The organism is Enterobacter cloacae complex sp. IR5403 (assembly GCF_049238705.1).
Lineage (GTDB): Bacteria > Pseudomonadota > Gammaproteobacteria > Enterobacterales > Enterobacteriaceae > Enterobacter > Enterobacter hormaechei_C.
Map to the genome: position 1 here is coordinate 261,782 of NZ_JBMKHP010000004.1, position 20,461 is coordinate 282,242.

The window sequence follows — 20,461 nt, forward strand, 5'->3', positions numbered from 1 at the left end:
TTACTGACCTGCCTGTCCCCTTAAGGGACAGATTTTGTGTTTTGGTTTAGCAAAAGGAAGAATAAATGGAACAACTTGATGTTGTAGACAGCATCAATAACGCGGGTAACTGGCTGGTGCGCAACCAGGCGCTACTGCTGAGCTACGCCGTGAATATTGTTGCCGCTATTGCCATCATCATTGTCGGGATGATCGTGGCGCGTATCGTATCGAACGCTGTCAACCGGGTGATGGTCGCACGACACATTGATGCCACAGTCGCCGATTTCCTCTCCGCGCTGGTCCGTTACGGTATCATCGCCTTTACGCTGATTGCTGCGCTGGGGCGTGTCGGCGTGCAGACGGCATCCGTCATCGCTGTGCTCGGTGCTGCCGGTCTGGCCATTGGTCTGGCATTGCAGGGTTCGCTGTCGAACCTGGCGGCGGGCGTACTGCTGGTGACCTTCCGTCCGTTCCGTTCCGGTGAGTATGTGGATCTGGGCGGTATTGCCGGTACCGTGTTGCAGGTACAGATTTTCTCTACGACCCTGCGTACCGTGGATGGTCGCATTGTGGTAGTCCCGAACGGGAAAATCATTGCGGGCAATATCATTAACTTCTCCCGCGAGCCGGTGCGTCGTAACGAGCTGATCATCAGCGTGGCGTACGATTCCGATATCGATCAGGTGAAGTCGCTGATCGCCAACATCATCGCCTCTGACGATCGCATTCTGAAGGATCGCGAGCAGACCGTTCGTCTGAACGAGCTGGGTGCGTCATCCATTAATTTTGTGGTGCGCATCTGGAGCAAAAGCAGCGATCTGCAAAACGTTTACTGGGACGTGCTGGAGCGCATTAAGCGTGATTTCGATGCCAACGGTATCAGCTTCCCTTATCCGCAGATGGATGTAAATCTCAAACGCGAGAAAGCAGCCGAATAATTTGCTTTAACGTAGGCCCGGTAAGCGTCAGCGACACCGGGCTTTTCTTTTATTAGCCCGGCTAATCCCCAATTAATATTATCCATTTCCTCTAATGTCGTTCCCGCAGTATAGTCTGCCTTCAGGACAACTCTGCGAGAATTACGTCATGTTATCTTATTATTTTCAGGGGCTTGCGTTAGGCGCGGCCATGATCCTCCCCCTTGGCCCACAAAATGCGTTCGTGATGAACCAGGGCATCCGCCGTCAGTATCATCTGATGATTGCCCTGCTGTGCGCGGTGAGCGATCTGCTGCTGATTTGCGCCGGGATTTTTGGCGGCAGCGCCCTGTTGATGCAGTCGCCGTGGCTGCTGGCGCTGGTTACCTGGGGCGGCGTAGCATTTCTGCTGTGGTACGGGTTTGGCGCCCTGAAAACGGCCATGAGCAGCAATCTTGAGCTGGCGAGCGCCGAAGTGAGGAAGCAGGGGCGCTGGAAGATTATCGTCACCATGCTCGCCGTGACGTGGCTTAACCCGCACGTTTATCTTGATACGTTCGTGGTGCTCGGCAGCCTGGGCGGACAGCTGGACGTTGAGCCCAAGCGCTGGTTTGCGCTCGGTACGGTCAGCGCCTCCTTCCTCTGGTTCTTTGGTCTTGCGATCCTGGCGGCATGGCTGGCGCCACGACTGCGTACCGCCAAAGCGCAGCGCATTATCAATACCCTGGTGGGGCTGGTGATGTGGTTTATTGCCTTCCAGCTGGCGAAAGAGGGCATTCATCACGTACAGGGATTGTTCAACTAAGCGTTGTCTTATGGACATCTGAACAAGACCCGCTAAGCTTGCTGGCATGAGCCCTGTTAACAGGGCACTCTTCGCAACATGGAGGAATGACAGTGAAGTTTAAGGTGATGGCCCTGGCGGCATTAGTAAGTTTAGGTGCGGTGTCGGTGCAGGCGAATGAACTGCCAAACGGCCCGCACATTGTCACTTCAGGCACGGCAAGCGTAGATGCGGTACCGGATGTTGCAACCCTGGCAATTGAAGTGAACGTGGCGGCGAAAGATGCCGCTTCCGCCAAGAAACAGGCAGACGATCGTGTTGCGCAATACCTCTCTTTCCTGGAACAGAACGGTGTCGCGAAAAAAGACATCAGCTCTGCGAACCTGCGTACTCAACCGGATTACGACTACCAGAACGGCAAAAGCATCCTGAAAGGCTATCGCGCCGTGCGTACTGTGGAAGTGACTGTACGCCAGCTTGATAAGCTCAACGGATTGCTGGATGGTGCGCTGAAGGCAGGGCTGAACGAAATTCGTTCCGTCTCGCTGGGCGTTGCGCAACCGGAGAAATATAAAGACGAAGCGCGTAAAGCGGCGATTGATGATGCCATTCATCAGGCGCAGCAGTTGGCTTCCGGCTTCAAGACCAAGCTCGGTCCGGTTTACAGCGTGCGTTACCACGTTTCAAACTACCAGCCAAGCCCGATGGTGCGGATGATGAAGGCGGACGCCGCGCCGGTTTCTGCTCAGGAAACCTACGAGCAGCCAACCATTCAGTTCGACGATCAGGTTGATGTGGTGTTCCTGCTGGAGCCGACTGAAAAGCCCGCTCAGTAACCCGTAGGCCGGGTAAGGCGAAGCCGCCACCCGGCTAGTTTTTCAATCCTGTCTTAACACCTTGTGCCCAAACGCCAGCAGCGCATCGGTGACGTTGCGCATCATGCGGCTTTCCGGGGCAAAACGGTGCCAGTACAGCATCCGGCGCTGATACAGCCCCGGGGTTAAATCAATCAGCTCACCGCTTTTCAACTCTTTCTCAATCTGCAAATGCGGGATCATGCAGCAGGTGGTTCCCTGACGCGCGAGCTGTACGAAGGCTTCTGACGAGTTAACGATATGACACGGCACGCTGCCCGGCGGCAGATCGAAGTTTTGTTGCAGGAAAGCCTGATGCATATCGTCCAGATGGTCGAACGCAACGGCAGGCGCTTTCAGCAGCGCGGCGCGGGTCACGCCGTTCGGGAAGTAGCGCTCGGCAAAGGCTTTTGAACCGACAAACAGGTAATCCAGCGCGCCCAGCTGATCCACCAGACAGCTTGGCAGCGCCTGAGGCTGAATACTGACCGCACCAACCACTTCGCCGCGACGCAGGCGTTCCTGGGTGCGGGTTTCGTCTTCAACCTGGAGATTCAGGCGGATAGGGGAGTCGGCCAGCACCGGCGCAAGGGCCGGCAGTAACCAGGTTGCCAGACTGTCGGCGTTCACCGCCAGCGACAGCAGCAGCGGAGTGGAGCCGGTCTGTTCATCGCCCAGCCACTCATCTTCCAGCAGTTCAACCTGACGCAGCAGGGCGAGGAGCTTTTGTCCTTGCTCCGTCGGACGCGGCGGCACGGTACGCACCAGCAGCGGCTGCCCGAACATGTTTTCAAGCTGTTTGATACGCTGTGATACGGCGGACTGGGTGATGCACAGCTTTTGCGCCGCGCGCTCAAAACCGCGTTCACGAATAACTGCATCAAGTGCCTGTAGTGTTCTGTAGTCCGGACGTTTCATTGCTCTGGCTGACTCCTTAATTTTGCTTAATCTGCACTATGACACAATTTTCCCTTCGTGGCAGACGAAATCCATTCGACGTGTTCTATAATGCGCCCTGAGTTTTCACACCACAGGCAAAACGATCATGACGCAGGATGAACTGAAAAAAGCAGTAGGATGGGCCGCTCTCCAGTACGTACAGCCGGGTACCATTGTCGGTGTTGGTACGGGGTCGACGGCGGCGCACTTTATCGATGCGCTGGGCACGATGAAGGGGCAGATCGAGGGCGCGGTTTCCAGCTCCGATGCTTCCACGGAAAAGCTGAAAAGCCTCGGCATCACCGTTTTCGACCTCAACGAAGTGGACCGTCTGGGCATTTACGTTGATGGCGCGGATGAAATCAACGGCCACATGCAGATGATCAAAGGCGGCGGCGCGGCGCTGACCCGCGAAAAAATCATCGCTTCCGTGGCGGATAAGTTCATCTGCATCGCGGACGCCTCCAAGCAGGTCGACATTCTGGGGAATTTCCCGCTGCCGGTCGAAGTGATCCCGATGGCGCGCAGCGCCGTGGCACGTCAACTGGTGAAGCTGGGTGGTCGTCCGGAATACCGTCAGGGTGTGGTGACCGACAACGGTAACGTGATCCTCGACGTTCACGGCCTTGAGATCCTCGATGCCATTGCGCTGGAAAATGCGATCAACGGCATTCCAGGCGTCGTTACCGTAGGGTTATTTGCCAACCGTGGCGCGGACGTGGCGCTGATCGGCACGGCTGACGGTGTAAAAACCATCGTAAAATGATCTGACGGGGGGAGCGCTCCCCCCGCTAAAAAAATTTTGAAAAGCTAAATTCGGTGACTTGTGTCACGTTTTTCCACCTCTTTTGCCGATCCTGCCACGTTCGTAATTATCCGCAGCATTTTCCTCTGCCATTTTGCCCTGTATGACTTTTCTTCAGAGTGCCGACGCAAACGTTCATATTGCTGCAATAGTTTTTTTTGATATGTTGGCTGCACGGGATTTATATCCAGCACAACATCAGTTCAGATAAAAACAGGGTCGGGTAAATGGCAAAGGTATCACTGGAGAAAGACAAGATTAAATTCCTGCTGGTTGAAGGCGTGCACCAGAAAGCGCTCGATAGCCTTCGCGCAGCAGGCTACACCAACATCGAATTTCACAAAGGCGCGCTGGACACTGAAGAGCTGAAAGCGTCCATCCGTGATGCCCATTTCATTGGCCTGCGATCCCGTACCCAACTGACTGAAGACGTTATTGCTGCGGCGGAAAAGCTGGTGGCGATTGGCTGTTTCTGCATCGGCACCAATCAGGTTGATCTGAATGCCGCCGCAAAACGTGGTATCCCGGTCTTTAACGCGCCGTTCTCTAACACCCGTTCCGTGGCGGAGCTGGTGATTGGCGAACTGCTGCTGCTCCTTCGCGGCATTCCGGAAGCTAACGCCAAAGCGCACCGCGGCGTGTGGAATAAGCTGGCTGCGGGCTCCTACGAAGCGCGTGGTAAAAAGCTCGGGATTATCGGTTACGGCCACATCGGTACGCAGCTCGGTATTCTGGCGGAATCCCTCGGCATGCACGTGTTTTTCTACGATATCGAAAGCAAGCTGCCGCTGGGTAACGCGACGCAGGTGCAGCATCTCTCTGATCTGCTGAATATGAGCGACGTGGTCAGCCTGCACGTGCCGGAAAATGCGTCCACCAAAAACATGATGGGGGCGGAGGAGCTGGCGCTGATGAAGCCGGGCGCTCTGCTGATCAACGCCGCGCGCGGTACGGTGGTTGACATTCCTGCGCTGTGCGACGCGCTGAAGCGTAAACATCTGGCGGGTGCGGCGATTGACGTGTTCCCGACGGAACCGGCCACCAACAGCGATCCGTTCACCTCTCCGCTGTGCGAATTCGACAACGTGATCCTGACGCCGCACATCGGCGGTTCTACTCAGGAAGCGCAGGAGAATATCGGCCTGGAAGTGGCGGGTAAGCTGAGCAAATATTCCGACAACGGTTCAACGCTCTCTGCGGTGAACTTCCCGGAGGTGTCTCTGCCGCTGCACGGTGGGCGTCGTCTGCTGCACATCCACGAAAACCGTCCTGGCGTGCTGACCGCCATCAACCAGATCTTTGCCGAGCAGGGCGTTAACATTGCCGCGCAGTATCTGCAAACTAACTCGCAGATGGGTTATGTGGTGATTGATATCGAAGCGGATGAAGACATCGCCGAGAAAGCATTGCAGAGCATGAAGGCCATTCCGGGGACGATTCGCGCGCGCCTGTTGTACTGATGGTACGGTCTGTGGTGTCGGGTGGCGCTTACGCTTACCCGACCTACAGTTGTCGTGCGGTTTGTGTGTCGGGTGGCGCTTACGCTTACCCGACCTACAATGGTCGTGCGGTCTGTGTGTCGGGTGGCGCTTACGCTTACCCGACCTACAACGGTCGTGCGGTCTGTGTGTCGGGTAAGGCGTAGCCGCCACCCGGCTTTGTTCTACCAGGTCCAGGTTTTACTGGGCGTCACTACCGCCGGTAACGGCACATCCCATTTTTCTACGGGTAATGCCTCCACGCCCTGGCAATCATGCGCATAGCCCACCGGCTGCAATCCATACTGCTGCCAGTTTTGCAGGGTCCTGTCATAGAATCCCCCGCCCATGCCTAATCGCTGGCCCTGCTCGTCAAACGCCACCAGCGGCGTAATCAGCACATCCAGCCCGGAAAGCGGGAGCACGTCGCGCACGTCGAGTTTGGGTTCGGTGATTTTCAGACGATTCACCACCAGCTCGCTGTGCGGATGGTAGTGCAGAAACAGCAGATTGCCCGGGCTAAAAGGATGCAGCACCGGCAGGTAAACTTTTTTCCCGGCGCGCCAGAGCTGGTCGATAAGCGGTTGGGTATCCAGCTCACCGTCAAACGAGAGAAACAGGGCGACGGTGTTGGCCATCACTACAGGCGGATAGGCCATCATGCGGGCGGCGGCCTGCTGGGCAAACTGTGCCTGTTGCTCGGCGCTTAAGGCGCGACGACGCTGGCGAATAAGCTGACGGATGTCCTGGCGTGAAGCAGAGACTTCAGGGAATTGAGTCATGGTAGTTGGTAGAAGAAAAGAGAGGGAATCTCCGAGATGCCGCCGCAGGCTGTAACCCTTGAACCCTTGGTTCAAGGTGAATGTGTCGTCATAGTTTTAAGGCTTCTCGGACGAACCGAGCATGCTCACCAACCATGGAGCGCCACATTCTTGTGGTATGAAATATCGGCTCAGGGGACTGGCCCGCTTGCGAACATCTCAGAGAAATTTTGTCTTCACAGTTACTCTACCATAGTCAACTGAGAAGTGTTATTCAAACTTTGGTCCCGGTCTTTCGGGACTGCGACCTTGATCAAGCAATGCCTGTTCTATGGTCTGCTGGAGCATTTTAATGCGCTGCTCCATGCTTGCCGCGTAATCGCGGGTCTTCGCTTTTTCCTGAGTCAGTTCATAGCTGATGTTCAACGCGGCGATGAAAACCAGCTGCTCAGTATTTGTGACTCTAGTGCGTTCTTTTAGATCTTGCAACCGCTGATTCAAATCGTCCGCAGCCTGATTCAAGGCATCCCTTTGTTCAGGCGGACAATTCACTCGCAGTGAACGGCCAAAAATCTGGAGATCGACGGGTTGTGCAGACATGCCACCTTCCTGCTGATTGACTGCGCTGCCTTCGCTTACTGCCCCGGGGCTGCGAAGGGGCGACACTATAGCTACCCTGATGTGAAGATACAAGCCCTTTTCTGGTATCACCAGGGTCCAAAGTGGTAGCATATCATGAATATCCTCCCTTTGATGACGAATGCGTATGTCTATACAGAACGAAATGCCTGGTTACAAGGATTTAAACCAGTTACTGAACCAGCAGGGAGTCGGTCTGACCCCTGCCGAAATGCACGGTCTGATCAGCGGCATACTGTGCGGCGGAAACAGCGACAGCTCATGGCAGCCGCTGATCCACGACCTCACCAACGAAGGGCTGGCGTTTGGCCACGAACTGGCGGAAGCGCTGCGTAAAATGCACGCCGCAACCAGCGATTCCCTGGAAGACGATGGCTTTCTTTTTCAGCTTTATCTGCCTGAAGGCGACAATGTCAGCGTCTTCGATCGCGCTGATGCGCTTGCGGGTTGGGTAAACCATTATCTGCTTGGCCTGGGCGTAACCCAGCCTAAACTGGATAAAGTGACCGGCGAAGCGGGTGAAGCGATCGACGATCTGCGTAACATCGCCCAGCTCGGCTACGATGAAGACGAAGACCAGGAAGAGCTGGAAATGTCTCTTGAAGAGATTATCGAGTACGTGCGCGTGGCGTCTCTGCTGTGTCACGACAACTTTACGCGCTCGCAGCCGACCGCGCCGGAAGTTCGCAAGCCAACATTACACTAAGAAAAATAACGCACAGGAGGGTGTCATGGTTATCTCCAGTCAAGAGTATTCTCGCCGTCGTCAGGCGCTGCTGGCAAAAATGCAGCCGGGAAGCGCTGCCCTGATTTTCGCCGCGCCGGAAGTGACGCGCAGCGCCGACAGCGAATACCCCTATCGCCAGAGCAGTGATTTCTGGTACTTCACCGGGTTTAACGAGCCGGAAGCGGTACTGGTGCTGATTAAAAGCAATGACACCCACAACCACAGCGTGATTTTCAACCGCGTGCGCGATCTGACCGCGGAAATCTGGTTTGGCCGCCGCTTAGGGCAGGAGGCGGCGCCGGAAAAACTGGGCGTGGACCGCGCGCTGGCCTACAGCGAAATCAACCAGCAGCTCTACCAACTGCTGAACGGCCTGGACGTGCTCTATCACGCGCAGGGCGAATACGCGTATGCGGATGACATTGTTTTCACCGCGCTGGATAAGCTGCGTAAAGGCTCACGTCAGAATTTGTCTGCACCCGCCACCCTGACGGACTGGCGACCGATGGTGCATGAGATGCGCCTGTTTAAGTCTGACGAAGAGCTGAACGTGATGCGCCGCGCGGGCGAAATCAGCGCCCTGGCGCATACCCGCGCCATGGAAAAGTGCCGTCCCGGTATGTTCGAGTACCAGCTTGAAGGGGAAATTCACCATGAATTTAACCGTCACGGCGCGCGCTTCCCGTCCTATAACACCATCGTAGGCGGCGGTGAAAACGGCTGCATTCTGCACTACACCGAAAACGAAAGTGAACTGCGCGACGGCGATCTGGTACTGATTGACGCCGGCTGTGAATATCAGGGTTACGCGGGCGACATCACCCGTACCTTCCCGGTGAGCGGTAAATTCACCACCGCGCAGCGTGAAATCTATGACATCGTGCTTGAGTCTCTGGAGACCGCGCTGACGCTGTTCCGCCCTGGCACCTCCATTCAGGAGGTTACGGGCGAGGTGGTGCGCATCATGATTACCGGGCTGGTGAAGCTCGGCATTCTGAAAGGCGATGTGGACACCCTTATAACCGAAAACGCCCATCGTCCGTACTTTATGCACGGCCTGAGCCACTGGCTGGGGCTGGATGTGCATGACGTCGGGGCATACGGTCCGGAACGTTCGCGCGTGCTGGAGCCTGGCATGGTGCTGACCGTTGAGCCGGGGCTGTACATCGCGCCGGATGCCGACGTGCCGGAACAGTACCGCGGGATCGGCATTCGTATTGAAGATGACATCGTCATCACCGAAACCGGTAACGAAAACCTGACCGCGACCGTGGTGAAAAAAGCCGACGACATCGAGGCGCTGATGGCGGCGGCACGCGAATGAGCGTAATCATCGTTGGCGGAGGCATGACCGGCGCTACTCTGGCGCTGGCTATTTCGCAGTTAACCCAGGGCCAGCTTCCGGTGCATCTCGTCGAGGCGGTCGCGCCGCAGGCGGCCGATCATCCCGGTTTCGACGCCCGCGCTATCGCGCTGGCGCAGGGAACCTGTCAGCAGCTTGCGCGTATTGGGATCTGGCAGGCGATAGCGGATTGCGCAACGGCGATCGGCACCGTTCACGTCAGCGATCGCGGGCATGCCGGGTTTGTGACGCTGGATGCTCACGATTACCGGATCGAGGCGCTGGGGCAGGTTGTCGAGCTGCATGACGTAGGGCTACGGCTGTTCCGTCTGTTACAGGACGCGCCTGGCGTCACGCTGCACTGTCCGGCGCGCGTCGCCAGCTTCAGCCGCCGTGACGAGGCCGTCAGCGTGACGCTGGACAACGGCACCACGCTGGAGGGGCAACTGCTGGTGGCGGCAGATGGTTCACGCTCCGCGATCGCCACGCAGTGCGGCGTCGAATGGCGCTCTGAACCTTATGGGCAGGCGGCGGTCATCGCTAACGTCTCCACGGCTGGCGCGCATAACGGCAGGGCATTTGAGCGCTTCACGGAGCACGGCCCGCTGGCCATGCTGCCGATGTCGAACGGGCGCTGCTCGCTGGTATGGTGCCATGCGCAGGATCGGGCCGATGAGGTTCTCTCCTGGTCCGACGAACGTTTTTGTTCCGAGCTGCAAAAGGCCTTCGGCTGGCGGCTTGGGCGCATCACCCACGCCGGAAAACGCGTGGCCTATCCGCTCGCGCTGACGACCGCATCGCAGACTGTCTCCCATCGTGTCGCTCTGGTCGGCAACGCCGCGCAGACGCTGCACCCCATCGCCGGGCAAGGCTTCAACCTTGGCCTCCGTGACGTGATGAGCCTGGCCGAGCTACTGGCCCGGACGTGGAGCGAACAACAGGATTGTGGCGCATACTCAGTGCTGAGCCATTACCAGAAACGACGCCAGGCGGACAAAGCGGCGACCATTGGCGTCACCGACGGTTTAGTCCACCTGTTTGCCAATCGCTGGGCACCGCTGGTTGCGGGACGCAACCTTGGGCTGATGGCGATGGAACTGTTCATTCCGGCACGTGACGTGCTGGCGCAGCGGACCCTGGGTTGGGTCGCGCGTTAAGGAGTATTGACCGTGCAAAATGTTGATGTCGCCATTGTGGGCGGCGGAATGGTAGGACTGGCGCTGGCCTGTGGTTTACAGGGCAGCGGCCTGCGCGTGGCCGTGCTTGAGCAAAAAGCGCCGCAGCCTGTGGCGCAGGATGCACCGCCGGAGCTGCGCGTCTCGGCGATCAATGCCGCCAGCGAAAAGCTACTGACGCACCTTGGCGTCTGGTCTGAAATCGTGGCGATGCGTGCCAGCTGTTACCATGGCATGGAAGTGTGGGATAAAGACAGCTTCGGCCGTATCGCGTTTGACGATGAAAGCATGGGCTACAGCCACCTTGGACACATCGTTGAAAACGCGGTGATCCACCACGCGCTGTGGCAGAAAGCACAGCAGTGCAGCGACGTCACGCTGATCGCACCGGCGAAACTCCAGCAGGTGGCGTGGGGCGAAAACGACGCGTTTATCACTCTTGAAAGTGGCGACATGCTGACCGCGCGTCTGGTGGTGGGTGCCGACGGCGCCAATTCCTGGCTGCGTAACAAAGCGGATATTCCGCTGACCTTCTGGGATTACCGCCATCACGCGTTGGTGGCCACAATCCGCACCGAAGAGCCGCACGGCGGCGTGGCGCGGCAGATTTTCCACAACGACGGCATTCTGGCCTTCCTGCCGCTTGCCGATCCGCATCTCTGCTCCATCGTCTGGTCCTTAGAGCCGGAGAAAGCGCAGCAGATGCAGGAGGCGACGCCGGATGCCTTCAGTCAGGCGCTATGCGTGGCGTTTGATAACCGTCTGGGCCTGTGCACGCTTGAAAGCGAACGCCAGACGTTTCCGTTAACCGGTCGCTACGCGCGTCAGTTTGCCGCGCACCGTCTGGCGCTGGTGGGGGATGCGGCGCATACCATTCATCCGCTGGCCGGGCAGGGGGTGAACCTCGGCTTTATGGACGCGGCTGAGCTGGTTGAAGAGCTGCGTCGTCTGCATCGGGAAGGCAAAGATATTGGTCAGCATCTGTATCTGCGTCGCTACGAGCGCAGCCGCAAACACAGCGCGGCGATGATGCTGGCGGGGATGCAGGGCTTCCGCGAGCTGTTTGCCGGAGCGAATCCGGCGAAAAAACTGCTGCGCGATATTGGCCTCAAACTGGCCGACACCCTTCCCGGCGTAAAACCGCAGCTTCTTCGTCAGGCAATGGGCCTCAACGATCTTCCCGACTGGTTACGTTAATCTCGATCCCCGTCACACTTTATTTTCCCGGCCTCCGCGCCGGGGAAATTTCCTCGTTTGAAATAATCTAATTTCACGTCATTTTTCGCATTAGAAAATCTAATCTTACTATTTTTATGTTACGGAAATTCGGCCCGTTTTTCCGCACGAAATATCACCATCTGCTAAATCCTGTTAGATCATTGTTAATTTTATGCGGGTTTAATCGCATTTTCCTAGTGAATAACTCTGTAGGCTTTTCAGCGATTTTTGGTCATAAGCTAATGTGATGACCTGTTTTACCTTATGGTTAACCGCCGGTTTCGGTGGTAAGTTCAGGTAAAAGAGAACGTTTGCGTCGGCCCCCGATCGCGAGGCCGACACCGGGTTTCACGGTGAATTTTTCAACGAGGAAAAGATGGCTCAACAGACTCCTTTGTACGAACAGCACGTGTTGTGCGGCGCCCGCATGGTGGACTTCCACGGCTGGATGATGCCGCTGCACTACGGCTCGCAGATTGATGAGCACCACGCGGTGCGCACCGATGCCGGTATGTTCGACGTGTCTCATATGACGATTGTCGACCTGCGCGGTAGCCGCACCCGGGAGTTTTTGCGTTATCTGCTGGCAAACGACGTCGCCAAACTGAAAACGCCGGGCAAAGCGCTCTATACCGGCATGCTCAATGCCTCTGGCGGCGTGATTGACGACCTCATCGTCTACTACTTCACCGAAGATTTCTTCCGCCTCGTTGTAAACTCCGCCACCCGCGAAAAAGACCTCTCCTGGATTTCCCAACACGCTGAACCTTACGCCATTGATATCACCGTCCGTGACGATCTGTCGCTGATTGCCGTGCAGGGGCCAAACGCCCAGGCGAAAGCCGCATCTCTGTTCAGCGACGAGCAGCGCAAAGCCACCGAGGGCATGAAGCCGTTCTTCGGCGTGCAGGCGGGGGATCTGTTTATCGCCACCACCGGCTACACCGGTGAAGCGGGCTACGAAATTGCCATGCCAAACGAGAAAGCCGCTGATTTCTGGCGTGCGCTGGTGGAGGCGGGCGTGAAGCCTGCGGGCCTGGGCGCGCGCGATACGCTGCGTCTGGAAGCGGGGATGAACCTCTACGGTCAGGAGATGGACGAAGGCGTCTCTCCGCTGGCCGCCAACATGGGCTGGACCATCGCATGGGAACCGGCCGACCGTGATTTTATTGGTCGTGAAGCGCTGGAAATGCAGCGCGAGAAGGGCACTGAACAGCTGGTTGGCCTGGTGATGAAGGAAAAAGGCGTGCTGCGCGGCGAGCTGCCGGTGCGCTTCACCGATGCCGATGGCAATCATCGCGAAGGCGTGATCACCAGCGGAACGTTCTCCCCGACGCTCGGCTACAGTATTGCCCTGGCACGCGTGCCGGCGGGGATTGGCGAAACGGCGGTGGTGCAGATCCGCAACCGCGAAATGCCGGTCAACGTGACCAAACCGATTTTTGTTCGCGCCGGTAAGCCGGTCGCCTAACTATTTTTATCAGGAGAACTTCAATGAGCAATGTGCCAGCAGAACTGAAATACAGTAAAGAACACGAGTGGCTGCGCAAAGAGGCGGACGGCACTTACACCGTTGGGATCACCGAGCACGCGCAGGAGCTGCTGGGCGACATGGTGTTTGTTGACCTGCCGGAAGTGGGCGCAACCGTGAGCGCAGGCGACGACTGCGCGGTGGCGGAATCCGTTAAAGCGGCCTCTGACATCTACGCCCCGGTAAGCGGTGAAATTGTTGCCGTGAACGACGCGCTGAGCGACTCCCCGGAGCTGGTCAACAGCGAACCGTATGAAGGCGGCTGGATCTTCAAGATCAAAGCCAGCGACGAAGCGCAGGTTGCCGCGCTGCTGGATGCGACCGCGTACGAAGCACTACTGGAAGACGAATAACGTTGTGCCGGATGGCGCTGCGCTTATCCGGCCTACAGGTCAACGTAGGCCCGGTAAGCGTTAGCTCCACCGGGCAACAGCGTTACAGATAACTACGATTCACTGCACGTTTCAGGAACCATCGCTCATGACACAGACTTTAAGCCAGCTTGAAAACCGTGGCGCTTTCATTGAACGTCACATTGGGCCGGATGCTCAGCAACAGCAGGAGATGCTGAAAACAGTTGGCGCGGATTCATTAAACGCACTGATCGGCCAGATCGTGCCAAAAGACATCCAGCTTGCTACGCCGCCGCAGGTAGGCGAGTCCACGACGGAGTTCGCCGCGCTGGCGGAGCTGAAGGCCATCGCCGGCCTTAACAAGCGCTATAAGTCTTACATTGGCATGGGCTACACCAACGTGCAGTTACCGCCGGTGATCCTGCGTAACATGCTGGAAAACCCGGGCTGGTACACCGCTTACACCCCGTATCAGCCAGAAGTCTCCCAGGGCCGTCTGGAAGCGCTGCTGAACTTCCAGCAGGTGACGCTGGATCTGACCGGTATGGATATCGCCTCTGCCTCGCTGCTGGATGAAGCGACCGCCGCCGCCGAAGCGATGGCGATGGCGAAGCGCGTGAGCAAGCTGAAAAACGCCAACCGCTTCTTCGTCGCGGCGGACGTGCATCCCCAGACGCTGGACGTGGTGCGCACCCGTGCGGAAACCTTCGGCTTTGAGGTGATTGTCGACGACGCTGAAAAAGTGCTGGATCACCAGGACGTCTTCGGCGTGCTGTTGCAGCAGGTGGGCACCACCGGGGAAGTACACGACTACGGCGCACTGATCGCCGAGCTGAAATCCCGTAAGGTTATTGTTAGCGTCGCCGCTGATTTTATGGCGCTGGTGCTGCTGACGGCGCCAGGCAAACAGGGCGCGGATATAGTCTTTGGCTCAGCCCAGCGTTTCGGCGTGCCGATGGGCTACGGCGGCCCGCACGCGGCGTTCTTTGGCGCGAAAGATGAATTTAAACGTTCCATGCCAGGCCGTATTATCGGCGTATCGAAAGATGCCGCCGGTAACACCGCGCTGCGCATGGCGATGCAGACCCGCGAGCAGCATATCCGCCGCGAGAAAGCGAACTCCAACATCTGTACCTCGCAGGTGCTGCTGGCTAACATTGCCAGCCTGTACGCGGTGTTCCACGGTCCGGCTGGCCTGAAGCGCATTGCCAGCCGCATCCACCGTCTGGCCGATATCCTGGCCTGCGGTCTGCAACAGAAAGGTCTCAGACTGCGTCATGAACACTACTTCGACACCCTGTGCGTCGAGGTGGCAGACAAAGCGGCCGTGCTGGCGCGCGCCGAGGCAGCGCAAATCAACCTGCGCAGCGACATTCACAATGCGGTCGGCATTACGCTGGACGAAAGCACCACCCGTGACGATATCCTCACCCTGTTCAACGTATTGCTGGGTGACGCACACGGTCTGGACGTTGATACGCTCGACAAAGAGGTTGCGCTCGACAGCCGCTCCATTCAGGAAAGCATGCTGCGCGACGACGCGATCCTGACTCACCCGGTGTTCAACCGCTATCACAGCGAAACCGAGATGATGCGTTACATGCACTCTCTGGAACGTAAAGATCTGGCGCTGAACCAGGCGATGATCCCGCTGGGCTCCTGCACCATGAAGCTGAACGCCGCGGCTGAGATGATCCCAATTACCTGGCCTGAATTCTCTGAGTTGCACCCGTTCTGCCCGGCTGAGCAGGCGGAAGGATATCACATGATGATCAACCAGCTCTCCGACTGGCTGGTGAAGCTGACCGGGTACGACGCGCTCTGCATGCAGCCGAACTCCGGTGCGCAGGGTGAATACGCTGGTCTGCTGGCGATCCGTCACTATCACGAAAGCCGCAATGAAGGCCACCGCGATATCTGTCTGATCCCAAGCTCTGCCCACGGTACCAACCCGGCTTCTGCCCAGATGGCAGGAATGGAAGTGGTGGTTGTGGCGTGCGACAAAAACGGCAACATCGATCTGGCCGACCTGCGTGCCAAAGCAGAGCAGGCGGGCGACAAACTCTCCTGCATTATGGTGACCTACCCGTCCACCCACGGCGTGTACGAAGAAACTATCCGTGAAGTGTGTGAAGTGGTGCATCAGTTCGGCGGCCAGGTTTACCTCGACGGCGCAAACATGAACGCCCAGGTGGGCATCACCTCTCCGGGCTTTATTGGCGCGGATGTGTCGCACCTGAACCTGCATAAAACGTTCTGCATTCCGCACGGCGGTGGCGGCCCGGGCATGGGTCCTATCGGCGTGAAAGCGCACCTGGCACCGTTTGTGCCGGGCCACAGCGTGGTGCAGATCGAAGGCATGCTCACCCGTCAGGGCGCGGTCTCCGCGGCACCGTTCGGCAGCGCCTCTATCCTGCCAATCAGCTGGATGTACATCCGCATGATGGGCGCGGAAGGGCTGAAGCAGGCCAGTCAGGTGGCGATCCTCAACGCCAACTACATCGCAACGCGTCTGAAGGACGCCTATCCGGTGCTCTATACCGGCCGCGACGGTCGCGTGGCGCACGAATGCATCCTCGATATTCGTCCTCTGAAAGAAGAGACGGGCATCAGCGAGCTGGATATTGCCAAGCGCCTGATCGACTATGGCTTCCACGCGCCAACCATGTCCTTCCCGGTTGCGGGAACGCTGATGGTTGAGCCGACCGAATCTGAAAGCAAGGTGGAGCTGGATCGCTTTATCGACGCGATGCTGGCGATCCGCAGCGAAATCGACCGCGTGAAAGGCGGGGAGTGGACGCTGGAAGATAACCCGCTGGTGAACGCGCCGCATACCCAGAACGAACTGGTGGCAGAGTGGAACCACGGTTATACCCGCGAGCTGGCTGTCTTCCCGGCAGGTGTGGCAAACAAATACTGGCCAACCGTGAAACGTCTTGATGATGTTTACGGCGACCGTAACCTGTTCTGCTCCTGCGTACCGATGAGCGAATACCAGTAACGTTGTTCCTGTAGTAACGTAGGCCGGGTAAGGCGAAGCCGCCACCCGGCTTTTTTATTGGGAGAAGAGAATGGCAATTGCACTGGTCACCGGCGCCAGCCGGGGTATTGGTAAAGCCACCGCGCTACAGCTGGCAAGCGAAGGCTACACCGTTGCGGTGAATTTTCATCACAACATCAAAGCCGCGACGGACGTCATTAATCAGATCGTGGACGCGGGCGGTAAAGCCTTTGCCGTGCGCGCGGACATCAGCGATGAAGCACAGGTAATGGCGATGTTCGACAGCATCGATCGCGAAGGTGAGCCGCTCGCCGCACTGGTGAACAACGCCGGAATTTTGTTTGAACAATCCACCATCGAAAACCTCTCCGCTGAACGTATTAACCGCGTGCTGGCTACCAACGTCACCGGCTATTTTCTCTGCTGCCGTGAAGCGGTTAAGCGCATGTCGCATAAACACGGCGGCAAGGGCGGCGCGATTGTGAATGTCTCCTCGGCGGCCTCACGGCTGGGCGCGCCGGGGGAATATGTGGATTATGCCGCCTCAAAAGGGGCGGTGGATTCCCTGACTACCGGCCTCGCGCTGGAGGTGGCGGCGCAGGGCATTCGCGTTAACGGCGTGCGGCCAGGCCTGATTTATACCGATATTCACGCCTCCGGCGGCGAGCCGGGGCGTGTGGATCGGGTGAAGTCGATGTTACCGATGCAGCGTGGCGGTCAGCCGGAGGAGGTCGCCCAGGCCATTGTCTGGCTGCTGAGCGACAAAGCCTCCTATGTCACCGGTAGCTTCCTGGAGCTGGCTGGCGGGAAGTAACGCTACGACGCCAGCCACAGCCGCAGGCGCATTCCCCAGCCGCTGGTGATCGACTTTACCTCGCCGTGAGAGATCACCACCAGCGTTGGCGTCACCTTAACATCCCACTCACGCGCCAGTTCTCCGCTGGCGTCGTTGACCGTGGGCATCATCGCCTTCTTCTTCCTCATCCATGTTTCGAGCGTCGCGTTATCGCCCGAGCGCAGCGCAACCGACATCACGTTACCCCCGTCCGCGGCAAGCGCCGCCACCGACGGCGTGGTGTAGCGGCAGACGCCGCACCATGTCGCCCAGACGTAGACCAGCAGCGGTCGCTCCTTACTCATGGCGATAAGATCGACGGGCTGACCGTCGAGGGTGTGCAGTGCCGTCGTGGAGAAATTCTGCGGCAGCGCGGGCTGGCGGAAATAGTCCACCGCCAGGCTCACGGCTACGCCAATCAGCAGCCATACGCCCAGCTCGCGCAGCAGGCGCGGAAGCTTACTTGCCACGGGCGTTTGCCAGCTGTTCTTTGACCAGCCCCTCCAGGTCGTCATACGGAATTGCGCCCGCCACCATCTGGTCGCCGATAATGGTCGCCGGGGTACCCTGAATATTCAGCACCTGCGCCAGGATGAGGTTCATCTTTAGGCTGTCCATGGTTTTATCATCCGTTTTAATGCTGTCCGTTCCGGTCTTTACCTGCGCGGCGGCGATGCTGGCGTCATCGTGATAGCCCTTTTTCATCATCAGCCGCTGGTGCAGCGCCCAGAATTTATCCGGCGCCTGCTGCCACGTTGAGAGTGCCGCTTTCGCGGCATTTACCGAGCTTTGTCCCTTGAACGGCAGCAGTTTGACGATGAGCTGCACGTCGGGATTTTCCTGCACGATTTTCTCCAGCATTGGGTCGAACTGCTTGCAATACGGGCAGTTGTAGTCCGTGAAGGAGACGATGGTCAGCTTCGGCGATGCCGCGCCGGTTCGCGGGCTGTTGGGGTCGTTAAACAGCAGTTTTGCCAGCTGGTCGCTGGAAGCGTCATCAGAAGGTGCGGCGTAACCGAACGTTGATAACGACAGCAGAAGTAAGGCAACGAAGGCTCTCATGTTATTTTCCTTTTGCATCGGACAGGGTGCTCAGCACCGCTTCGCGGCTTAACAACGCAGGCAGCACGTGGCCCTGCGGTAATCCCGGTCCGTAGATCTGGTTGAACGGCACGGCGGCGCTGCCGCGCGTGGTTAAGAACTGGCTGATGGTATCTGAGGGGCGGCTCCAGTCGCCGCGCAGGGCGACAACGTCCGGGGCGGAGAGCGCATCCTGCACGTCGTCGCGCAGCAGCACGTTGTATTTATTGGCTTTACAGGTCACGCACCAGTCGGCGGTCACGTCGACGAACACCCGTTTGTTCTCCGCCAGCGCGCGGGCAATGGCCTGCTCGCTGAGCGGCTGCCAGTGGATACGATCGCGGCGGGACCCCTCGCCGCCGGAGCCGGATACAAACGCGACCGCCCCGGCCACCACGACAGCTAATACCCCGGCGCGCAGTGCCGTTTGCCAGCGGTAGCGCCAGGCGGTGACCAGCAGCAGCGCAAGGATCAGGAGCACGCCCAGCGTGATGACGGGCAGGCTGCCAATGTGCACCGTCAGCAGGCTCAGCAGCCACAGCGATGAGCCGAGCATCATCATCCCCAGCACTACGCGTACGACGTTCATCCAGCGCCCCGGACGCGGCAAGCGCTGGGCCAGCCCCGGCCAGGCCGCCACCAGCAGCCACGGCAGGCTCATGCCGATACCCATCGCCAGGAAGATCCCCCACAGCAGGGGAAGCCGCGCCGCCAGCGCGACCGAGACCGCCGTCCCCAGGAACGGCGCGGTGCAGGGCGTTGCCAGCAGTGTGGCAAACGCGCCTTGCCAGAAATGACCCGCAAGCCCGTTGCCGCCGCGCGTGGCGAGGAAGGTGCTGGCGCCGGAAGGGAGACGGATTTCAAACAACCCCAGCAGGCTGGCGCTGAAAAGCACCATCACCAGCGTCATCGCGCCAATAAACCACGGGTTCTGGAACTGGATCCCCCAGCCGAGCGCCTGATTGCCTAAACGTAATACCGTCATCATCAGCGCCAGCGCGAGGAACGAGATCACGATCCCTGCTACCGATGCAAGAAACTGCCGGCGTACCTGACCCCGCACCTGCCGTTCGGTTTGCATCAGCGTGCCCAGCTTCATGGCCAGCACGGGCAGTACGCAGGGCATGACGTTAAGGATCAGACCGCCCGCCAGCGCCATCAGCAGCACCCAGCCTAACGAGAGCGTCGGCGCGGCGTTCCCCGGCTGAATGCTCAGGCTGGACTCCTGCGCCTGCCCGCTATCGGCCAGAACCAGCGACAGGGTTTTGCCGCTGAGGTTGGGCGCGGCCTCGCCCCAGCTGTCGGTCACGGGCACAGTGGCGACCAGCGAATCACCGCGCACGGTGAGGGCCGGTTTGCCGAAATCAACATCATCCATACCGTCGATAAACAGGGACGGCGCCTGCCAGCCTGCGTCACGCTGCGCCGTTACGATCAGCTTGCCGGGGGCATAGGTGGCGTTAAGCGTTGAGGTCAACCCGCCGGTGAGCGGAAGGGTGCCCATGGCCCGACTGAAATCGTAATCAAAACCGGCGCCTGCGGATGCGGTCATGTTCAGCGAAAACGGGTAGTCGGTAAGAATACAGACGTTGCTACAGGTGGAGAGCGTCAGCACGCCGCTCAGGATCTTCGGGACGTCGCCCCGCAGAGTGATGGGAAAGCTGACATCGCCGTGATAGCCCTGCGTGGTGATGCCCGCAACGTCGAAACGCTGCGGCACAGGCCAGCGCCAGTTCACCTCGACGGGCTGATGCCATTTAATCGTGGGTGCGACGCCGCCTTCGCCCGGCGAGCGCCAGTAGGTTTTCCAGCCTTTTTGCAGGGCGACGTCCAGCAGCAGGCGGGTTTCGCCAGTGCTTTCGGGTTGCGCACGCAGCCTGACGCTGGCGTGCTGATTATCGGCGGCGCGCAGCCAGCCGCTGTCGGCAGCCTGGCTGAGGGGCAGCCATAGCCAAAGCAGGCAGACCAGCAGTCGCCTGAATACAGTAAACATAAATTTTCTCCGTAAATGATGAATTAACCTGAAGTAACAGGCGAAGG

20 protein-coding genes and 1 other RNA gene are annotated in these 20,461 nt (G+C 58.5%); 14 read left to right on the plus strand and 7 right to left on the minus strand.

What is annotated here, in order from left to right; genetic code table 11:
- Nucleotides 1-65: 65 nt before the first annotated feature.
- The 3 genes from mscS to ACOTW6_RS08425 all read left to right on the plus strand — a co-directional run bounded on the left by mscS (nt 66) and on the right by ACOTW6_RS08425 (nt 2,519).
- Nucleotides 66-920: a small-conductance mechanosensitive channel MscS gene (gene mscS, locus ACOTW6_RS08415; protein WP_023295393.1), complete on the plus strand. Its 855-nt coding sequence runs from the start codon at nt 66-68 to the stop codon at nt 918-920.
- Nucleotides 921-1,068: 148 nt separating this feature from the next.
- Nucleotides 1,069-1,704 carry an arginine exporter ArgO gene (gene argO / locus ACOTW6_RS08420; protein WP_121478605.1) on the plus strand — a complete coding sequence of 212 codons (636 nt, stop codon included), beginning with the start codon at nt 1,069-1,071 and terminating at the stop codon, nt 1,702-1,704.
- A 92-nt stretch (nt 1,705-1,796) separates the two neighbouring features.
- A complete protein-coding gene (locus tag ACOTW6_RS08425) occupies nt 1,797-2,519 on the plus strand; it encodes an oxidative stress defense protein (protein WP_213789030.1) in 723 nt (240 codons plus the stop codon).
- A 42-nt stretch (nt 2,520-2,561) separates the two neighbouring features.
- On the opposite strand, the gene argP is transcribed toward ACOTW6_RS08425, so the two are convergent.
- Nucleotides 2,562-3,455: a DNA-binding transcriptional regulator ArgP gene (gene argP, locus ACOTW6_RS08430; protein WP_003860089.1), complete on the minus strand. Its 894-nt coding sequence runs from the start codon at nt 3,453-3,455 to the stop codon at nt 2,562-2,564.
- A 127-nt stretch (nt 3,456-3,582) separates the two neighbouring features.
- Here argP and rpiA point away from each other — a divergent pair, with 127 nt between their 5' ends.
- The 3 genes from rpiA (at nt 3,583) to ACOTW6_RS08445 (ending at nt 5,926) form a co-directional block, all read left to right on the plus strand.
- Nucleotides 3,583-4,242 (plus strand): ribose-5-phosphate isomerase RpiA, encoded by a 660-nt coding sequence (gene rpiA, locus ACOTW6_RS08435; protein ID WP_003860091.1) that lies wholly within the window; start codon nt 3,583-3,585, stop codon nt 4,240-4,242.
- 266 nt (nt 4,243-4,508) lie between these two features.
- Entirely contained in the window at nt 4,509-5,741 is a 1,233-nt protein-coding gene (gene serA, locus ACOTW6_RS08440) for a phosphoglycerate dehydrogenase (RefSeq protein WP_015571805.1), read from the plus strand.
- The gene (locus tag ACOTW6_RS08445) at nt 5,741-5,926 is read left to right on the plus strand and encodes a hypothetical protein (protein ID WP_213788993.1); all 186 of its coding nucleotides are present in this window, start codon (nt 5,741-5,743) and stop codon (nt 5,924-5,926) included. Before serA ends, ACOTW6_RS08445 begins: the two co-directional genes overlap by 1 nt.
- Before the next feature lie 18 nt (nt 5,927-5,944).
- On the opposite strand, the gene ACOTW6_RS08450 is transcribed toward ACOTW6_RS08445, so the two are convergent.
- The 3 genes from ACOTW6_RS08450 to zapA form a co-directional block, all read right to left on the minus strand.
- On the minus strand, nt 5,945-6,541 hold the full coding sequence (locus tag ACOTW6_RS08450; RefSeq protein ID WP_033487635.1) for a 5-formyltetrahydrofolate cyclo-ligase: 597 nt from the start codon (nt 6,539-6,541) through the stop codon (nt 5,945-5,947).
- A 24-nt stretch (nt 6,542-6,565) separates the two neighbouring features.
- Nucleotides 6,566-6,749, minus strand: a non-coding RNA gene (gene ssrS / locus ACOTW6_RS08455) — 6S RNA.
- Nucleotides 6,750-6,790: 41 nt separating this feature from the next.
- The gene (gene zapA, locus ACOTW6_RS08460) at nt 6,791-7,120 is read right to left on the minus strand and encodes a cell division protein ZapA (RefSeq protein WP_003860096.1); all 330 of its coding nucleotides are present in this window, start codon (nt 7,118-7,120) and stop codon (nt 6,791-6,793) included.
- A 166-nt stretch (nt 7,121-7,286) separates the two neighbouring features.
- Between zapA and ACOTW6_RS08465 the strand changes: the two genes are divergently transcribed.
- From ACOTW6_RS08465 to ACOTW6_RS08500, 8 genes are all read left to right on the plus strand, one after another.
- Nucleotides 7,287-7,865 carry a YecA family protein gene (locus ACOTW6_RS08465; RefSeq protein WP_213788994.1) on the plus strand — a complete coding sequence of 193 codons (579 nt, stop codon included), beginning with the start codon at nt 7,287-7,289 and terminating at the stop codon, nt 7,863-7,865.
- 31 nt (nt 7,866-7,896) lie between these two features.
- Entirely contained in the window at nt 7,897-9,210 is a 1,314-nt protein-coding gene (pepP, locus tag ACOTW6_RS08470) for a Xaa-Pro aminopeptidase (protein WP_213789031.1), read from the plus strand.
- Nucleotides 9,207-10,385 (plus strand): 2-octaprenyl-6-methoxyphenyl hydroxylase, encoded by a 1,179-nt coding sequence (ubiH, locus tag ACOTW6_RS08475; protein ID WP_062938551.1) that lies wholly within the window; start codon nt 9,207-9,209, stop codon nt 10,383-10,385. Before pepP ends, ubiH begins: the two co-directional genes overlap by 4 nt.
- 12 nt (nt 10,386-10,397) lie before the next feature.
- On the plus strand, nt 10,398-11,600 hold the full coding sequence (gene ubiI / locus ACOTW6_RS08480) for an FAD-dependent 2-octaprenylphenol hydroxylase (RefSeq protein WP_213788995.1): 1,203 nt from the start codon (nt 10,398-10,400) through the stop codon (nt 11,598-11,600).
- Nucleotides 11,601-11,997: 397 nt separating this feature from the next.
- Entirely contained in the window at nt 11,998-13,092 is a 1,095-nt protein-coding gene (gcvT, locus tag ACOTW6_RS08485; protein WP_003860107.1) for a glycine cleavage system aminomethyltransferase GcvT, read from the plus strand.
- Between the two features lie 23 nt (nt 13,093-13,115).
- A complete protein-coding gene (gene gcvH / locus ACOTW6_RS08490; protein ID WP_006811885.1) occupies nt 13,116-13,505 on the plus strand; it encodes a glycine cleavage system protein GcvH in 390 nt (129 codons plus the stop codon).
- Nucleotides 13,506-13,632: 127 nt separating this feature from the next.
- Entirely contained in the window at nt 13,633-16,506 is a 2,874-nt protein-coding gene (gene gcvP / locus ACOTW6_RS08495) for an aminomethyl-transferring glycine dehydrogenase (protein ID WP_017692709.1), read from the plus strand.
- 70 nt (nt 16,507-16,576) lie between these two features.
- Nucleotides 16,577-17,320 (plus strand): SDR family oxidoreductase, encoded by a 744-nt coding sequence (locus tag ACOTW6_RS08500; RefSeq protein WP_015571798.1) that lies wholly within the window; start codon nt 16,577-16,579, stop codon nt 17,318-17,320.
- A 2-nt stretch (nt 17,321-17,322) separates the two neighbouring features.
- Here ACOTW6_RS08500 and ACOTW6_RS08505 read toward each other — a convergent pair whose 3' ends face one another.
- The 3 genes from ACOTW6_RS08505 to ACOTW6_RS08515 are packed head-to-tail and all read right to left on the minus strand — an operon-like array spanning nt 17,323 to nt 20,414.
- A complete protein-coding gene (locus ACOTW6_RS08505) occupies nt 17,323-17,811 on the minus strand; it encodes a protein disulfide oxidoreductase (protein ID WP_213788996.1) in 489 nt (162 codons plus the stop codon).
- On the minus strand, nt 17,801-18,403 hold the full coding sequence (locus ACOTW6_RS08510; RefSeq protein ID WP_213788997.1) for a DsbA family protein: 603 nt from the start codon (nt 18,401-18,403) through the stop codon (nt 17,801-17,803). The genes ACOTW6_RS08505 and ACOTW6_RS08510 overlap by 11 nt, the downstream gene beginning before the upstream one ends.
- A gap of 1 nt (nt 18,404) precedes the next feature.
- Nucleotides 18,405-20,414: a protein-disulfide reductase DsbD family protein gene (locus tag ACOTW6_RS08515; RefSeq protein ID WP_213788998.1), complete on the minus strand. Its 2,010-nt coding sequence runs from the start codon at nt 20,412-20,414 to the stop codon at nt 18,405-18,407.
- Nucleotides 20,415-20,461: the final 47 nt, after the last annotated feature.

Excerpts from the sequence above, each read along its gene's own strand:
- argO (WP_121478605.1), top strand. The coding sequence starts at position 1,069 with ATGTTATCTTATTATTTTCAGGGGCTTGCGTTAGGCGCGGCCATGATC.
- ubiH (WP_062938551.1), top strand. The coding sequence starts at position 9,207 with ATGAGCGTAATCATCGTTGGCGGAGGCATGACCGGCGCTACTCTGGCG.
- ACOTW6_RS08515 (WP_213788998.1), bottom strand. The coding sequence starts at position 20,414 with ATGTTTACTGTATTCAGGCGACTGCTGGTCTGCCTGCTTTGGCTATGG.
- ACOTW6_RS08500 (WP_015571798.1), top strand. The coding sequence starts at position 16,577 with ATGGCAATTGCACTGGTCACCGGCGCCAGCCGGGGTATTGGTAAAGCC.
- gcvP (WP_017692709.1), top strand. The coding sequence starts at position 13,633 with ATGACACAGACTTTAAGCCAGCTTGAAAACCGTGGCGCTTTCATTGAA.
- serA (WP_015571805.1), top strand. The coding sequence starts at position 4,509 with ATGGCAAAGGTATCACTGGAGAAAGACAAGATTAAATTCCTGCTGGTT.
- ACOTW6_RS08465 (WP_213788994.1), top strand. The coding sequence starts at position 7,287 with ATGTCTATACAGAACGAAATGCCTGGTTACAAGGATTTAAACCAGTTA.
- zapA (WP_003860096.1), bottom strand. The coding sequence starts at position 7,120 with ATGTCTGCACAACCCGTCGATCTCCAGATTTTTGGCCGTTCACTGCGA.
- mscS (WP_023295393.1), top strand. The coding sequence starts at position 66 with ATGGAACAACTTGATGTTGTAGACAGCATCAATAACGCGGGTAACTGG.
- ACOTW6_RS08450 (WP_033487635.1), bottom strand. The coding sequence starts at position 6,541 with ATGACTCAATTCCCTGAAGTCTCTGCTTCACGCCAGGACATCCGTCAG.
- ACOTW6_RS08510 (WP_213788997.1), bottom strand. The coding sequence starts at position 18,403 with ATGAGAGCCTTCGTTGCCTTACTTCTGCTGTCGTTATCAACGTTCGGT.
- ACOTW6_RS08445 (WP_213788993.1), top strand. The coding sequence starts at position 5,741 with ATGGTACGGTCTGTGGTGTCGGGTGGCGCTTACGCTTACCCGACCTAC.
- gcvT (WP_003860107.1), top strand. The coding sequence starts at position 11,998 with ATGGCTCAACAGACTCCTTTGTACGAACAGCACGTGTTGTGCGGCGCC.
- gcvH (WP_006811885.1), top strand. The coding sequence starts at position 13,116 with ATGAGCAATGTGCCAGCAGAACTGAAATACAGTAAAGAACACGAGTGG.
- rpiA (WP_003860091.1), top strand. The coding sequence starts at position 3,583 with ATGACGCAGGATGAACTGAAAAAAGCAGTAGGATGGGCCGCTCTCCAG.
- argP (WP_003860089.1), bottom strand. The coding sequence starts at position 3,455 with ATGAAACGTCCGGACTACAGAACACTACAGGCACTTGATGCAGTTATT.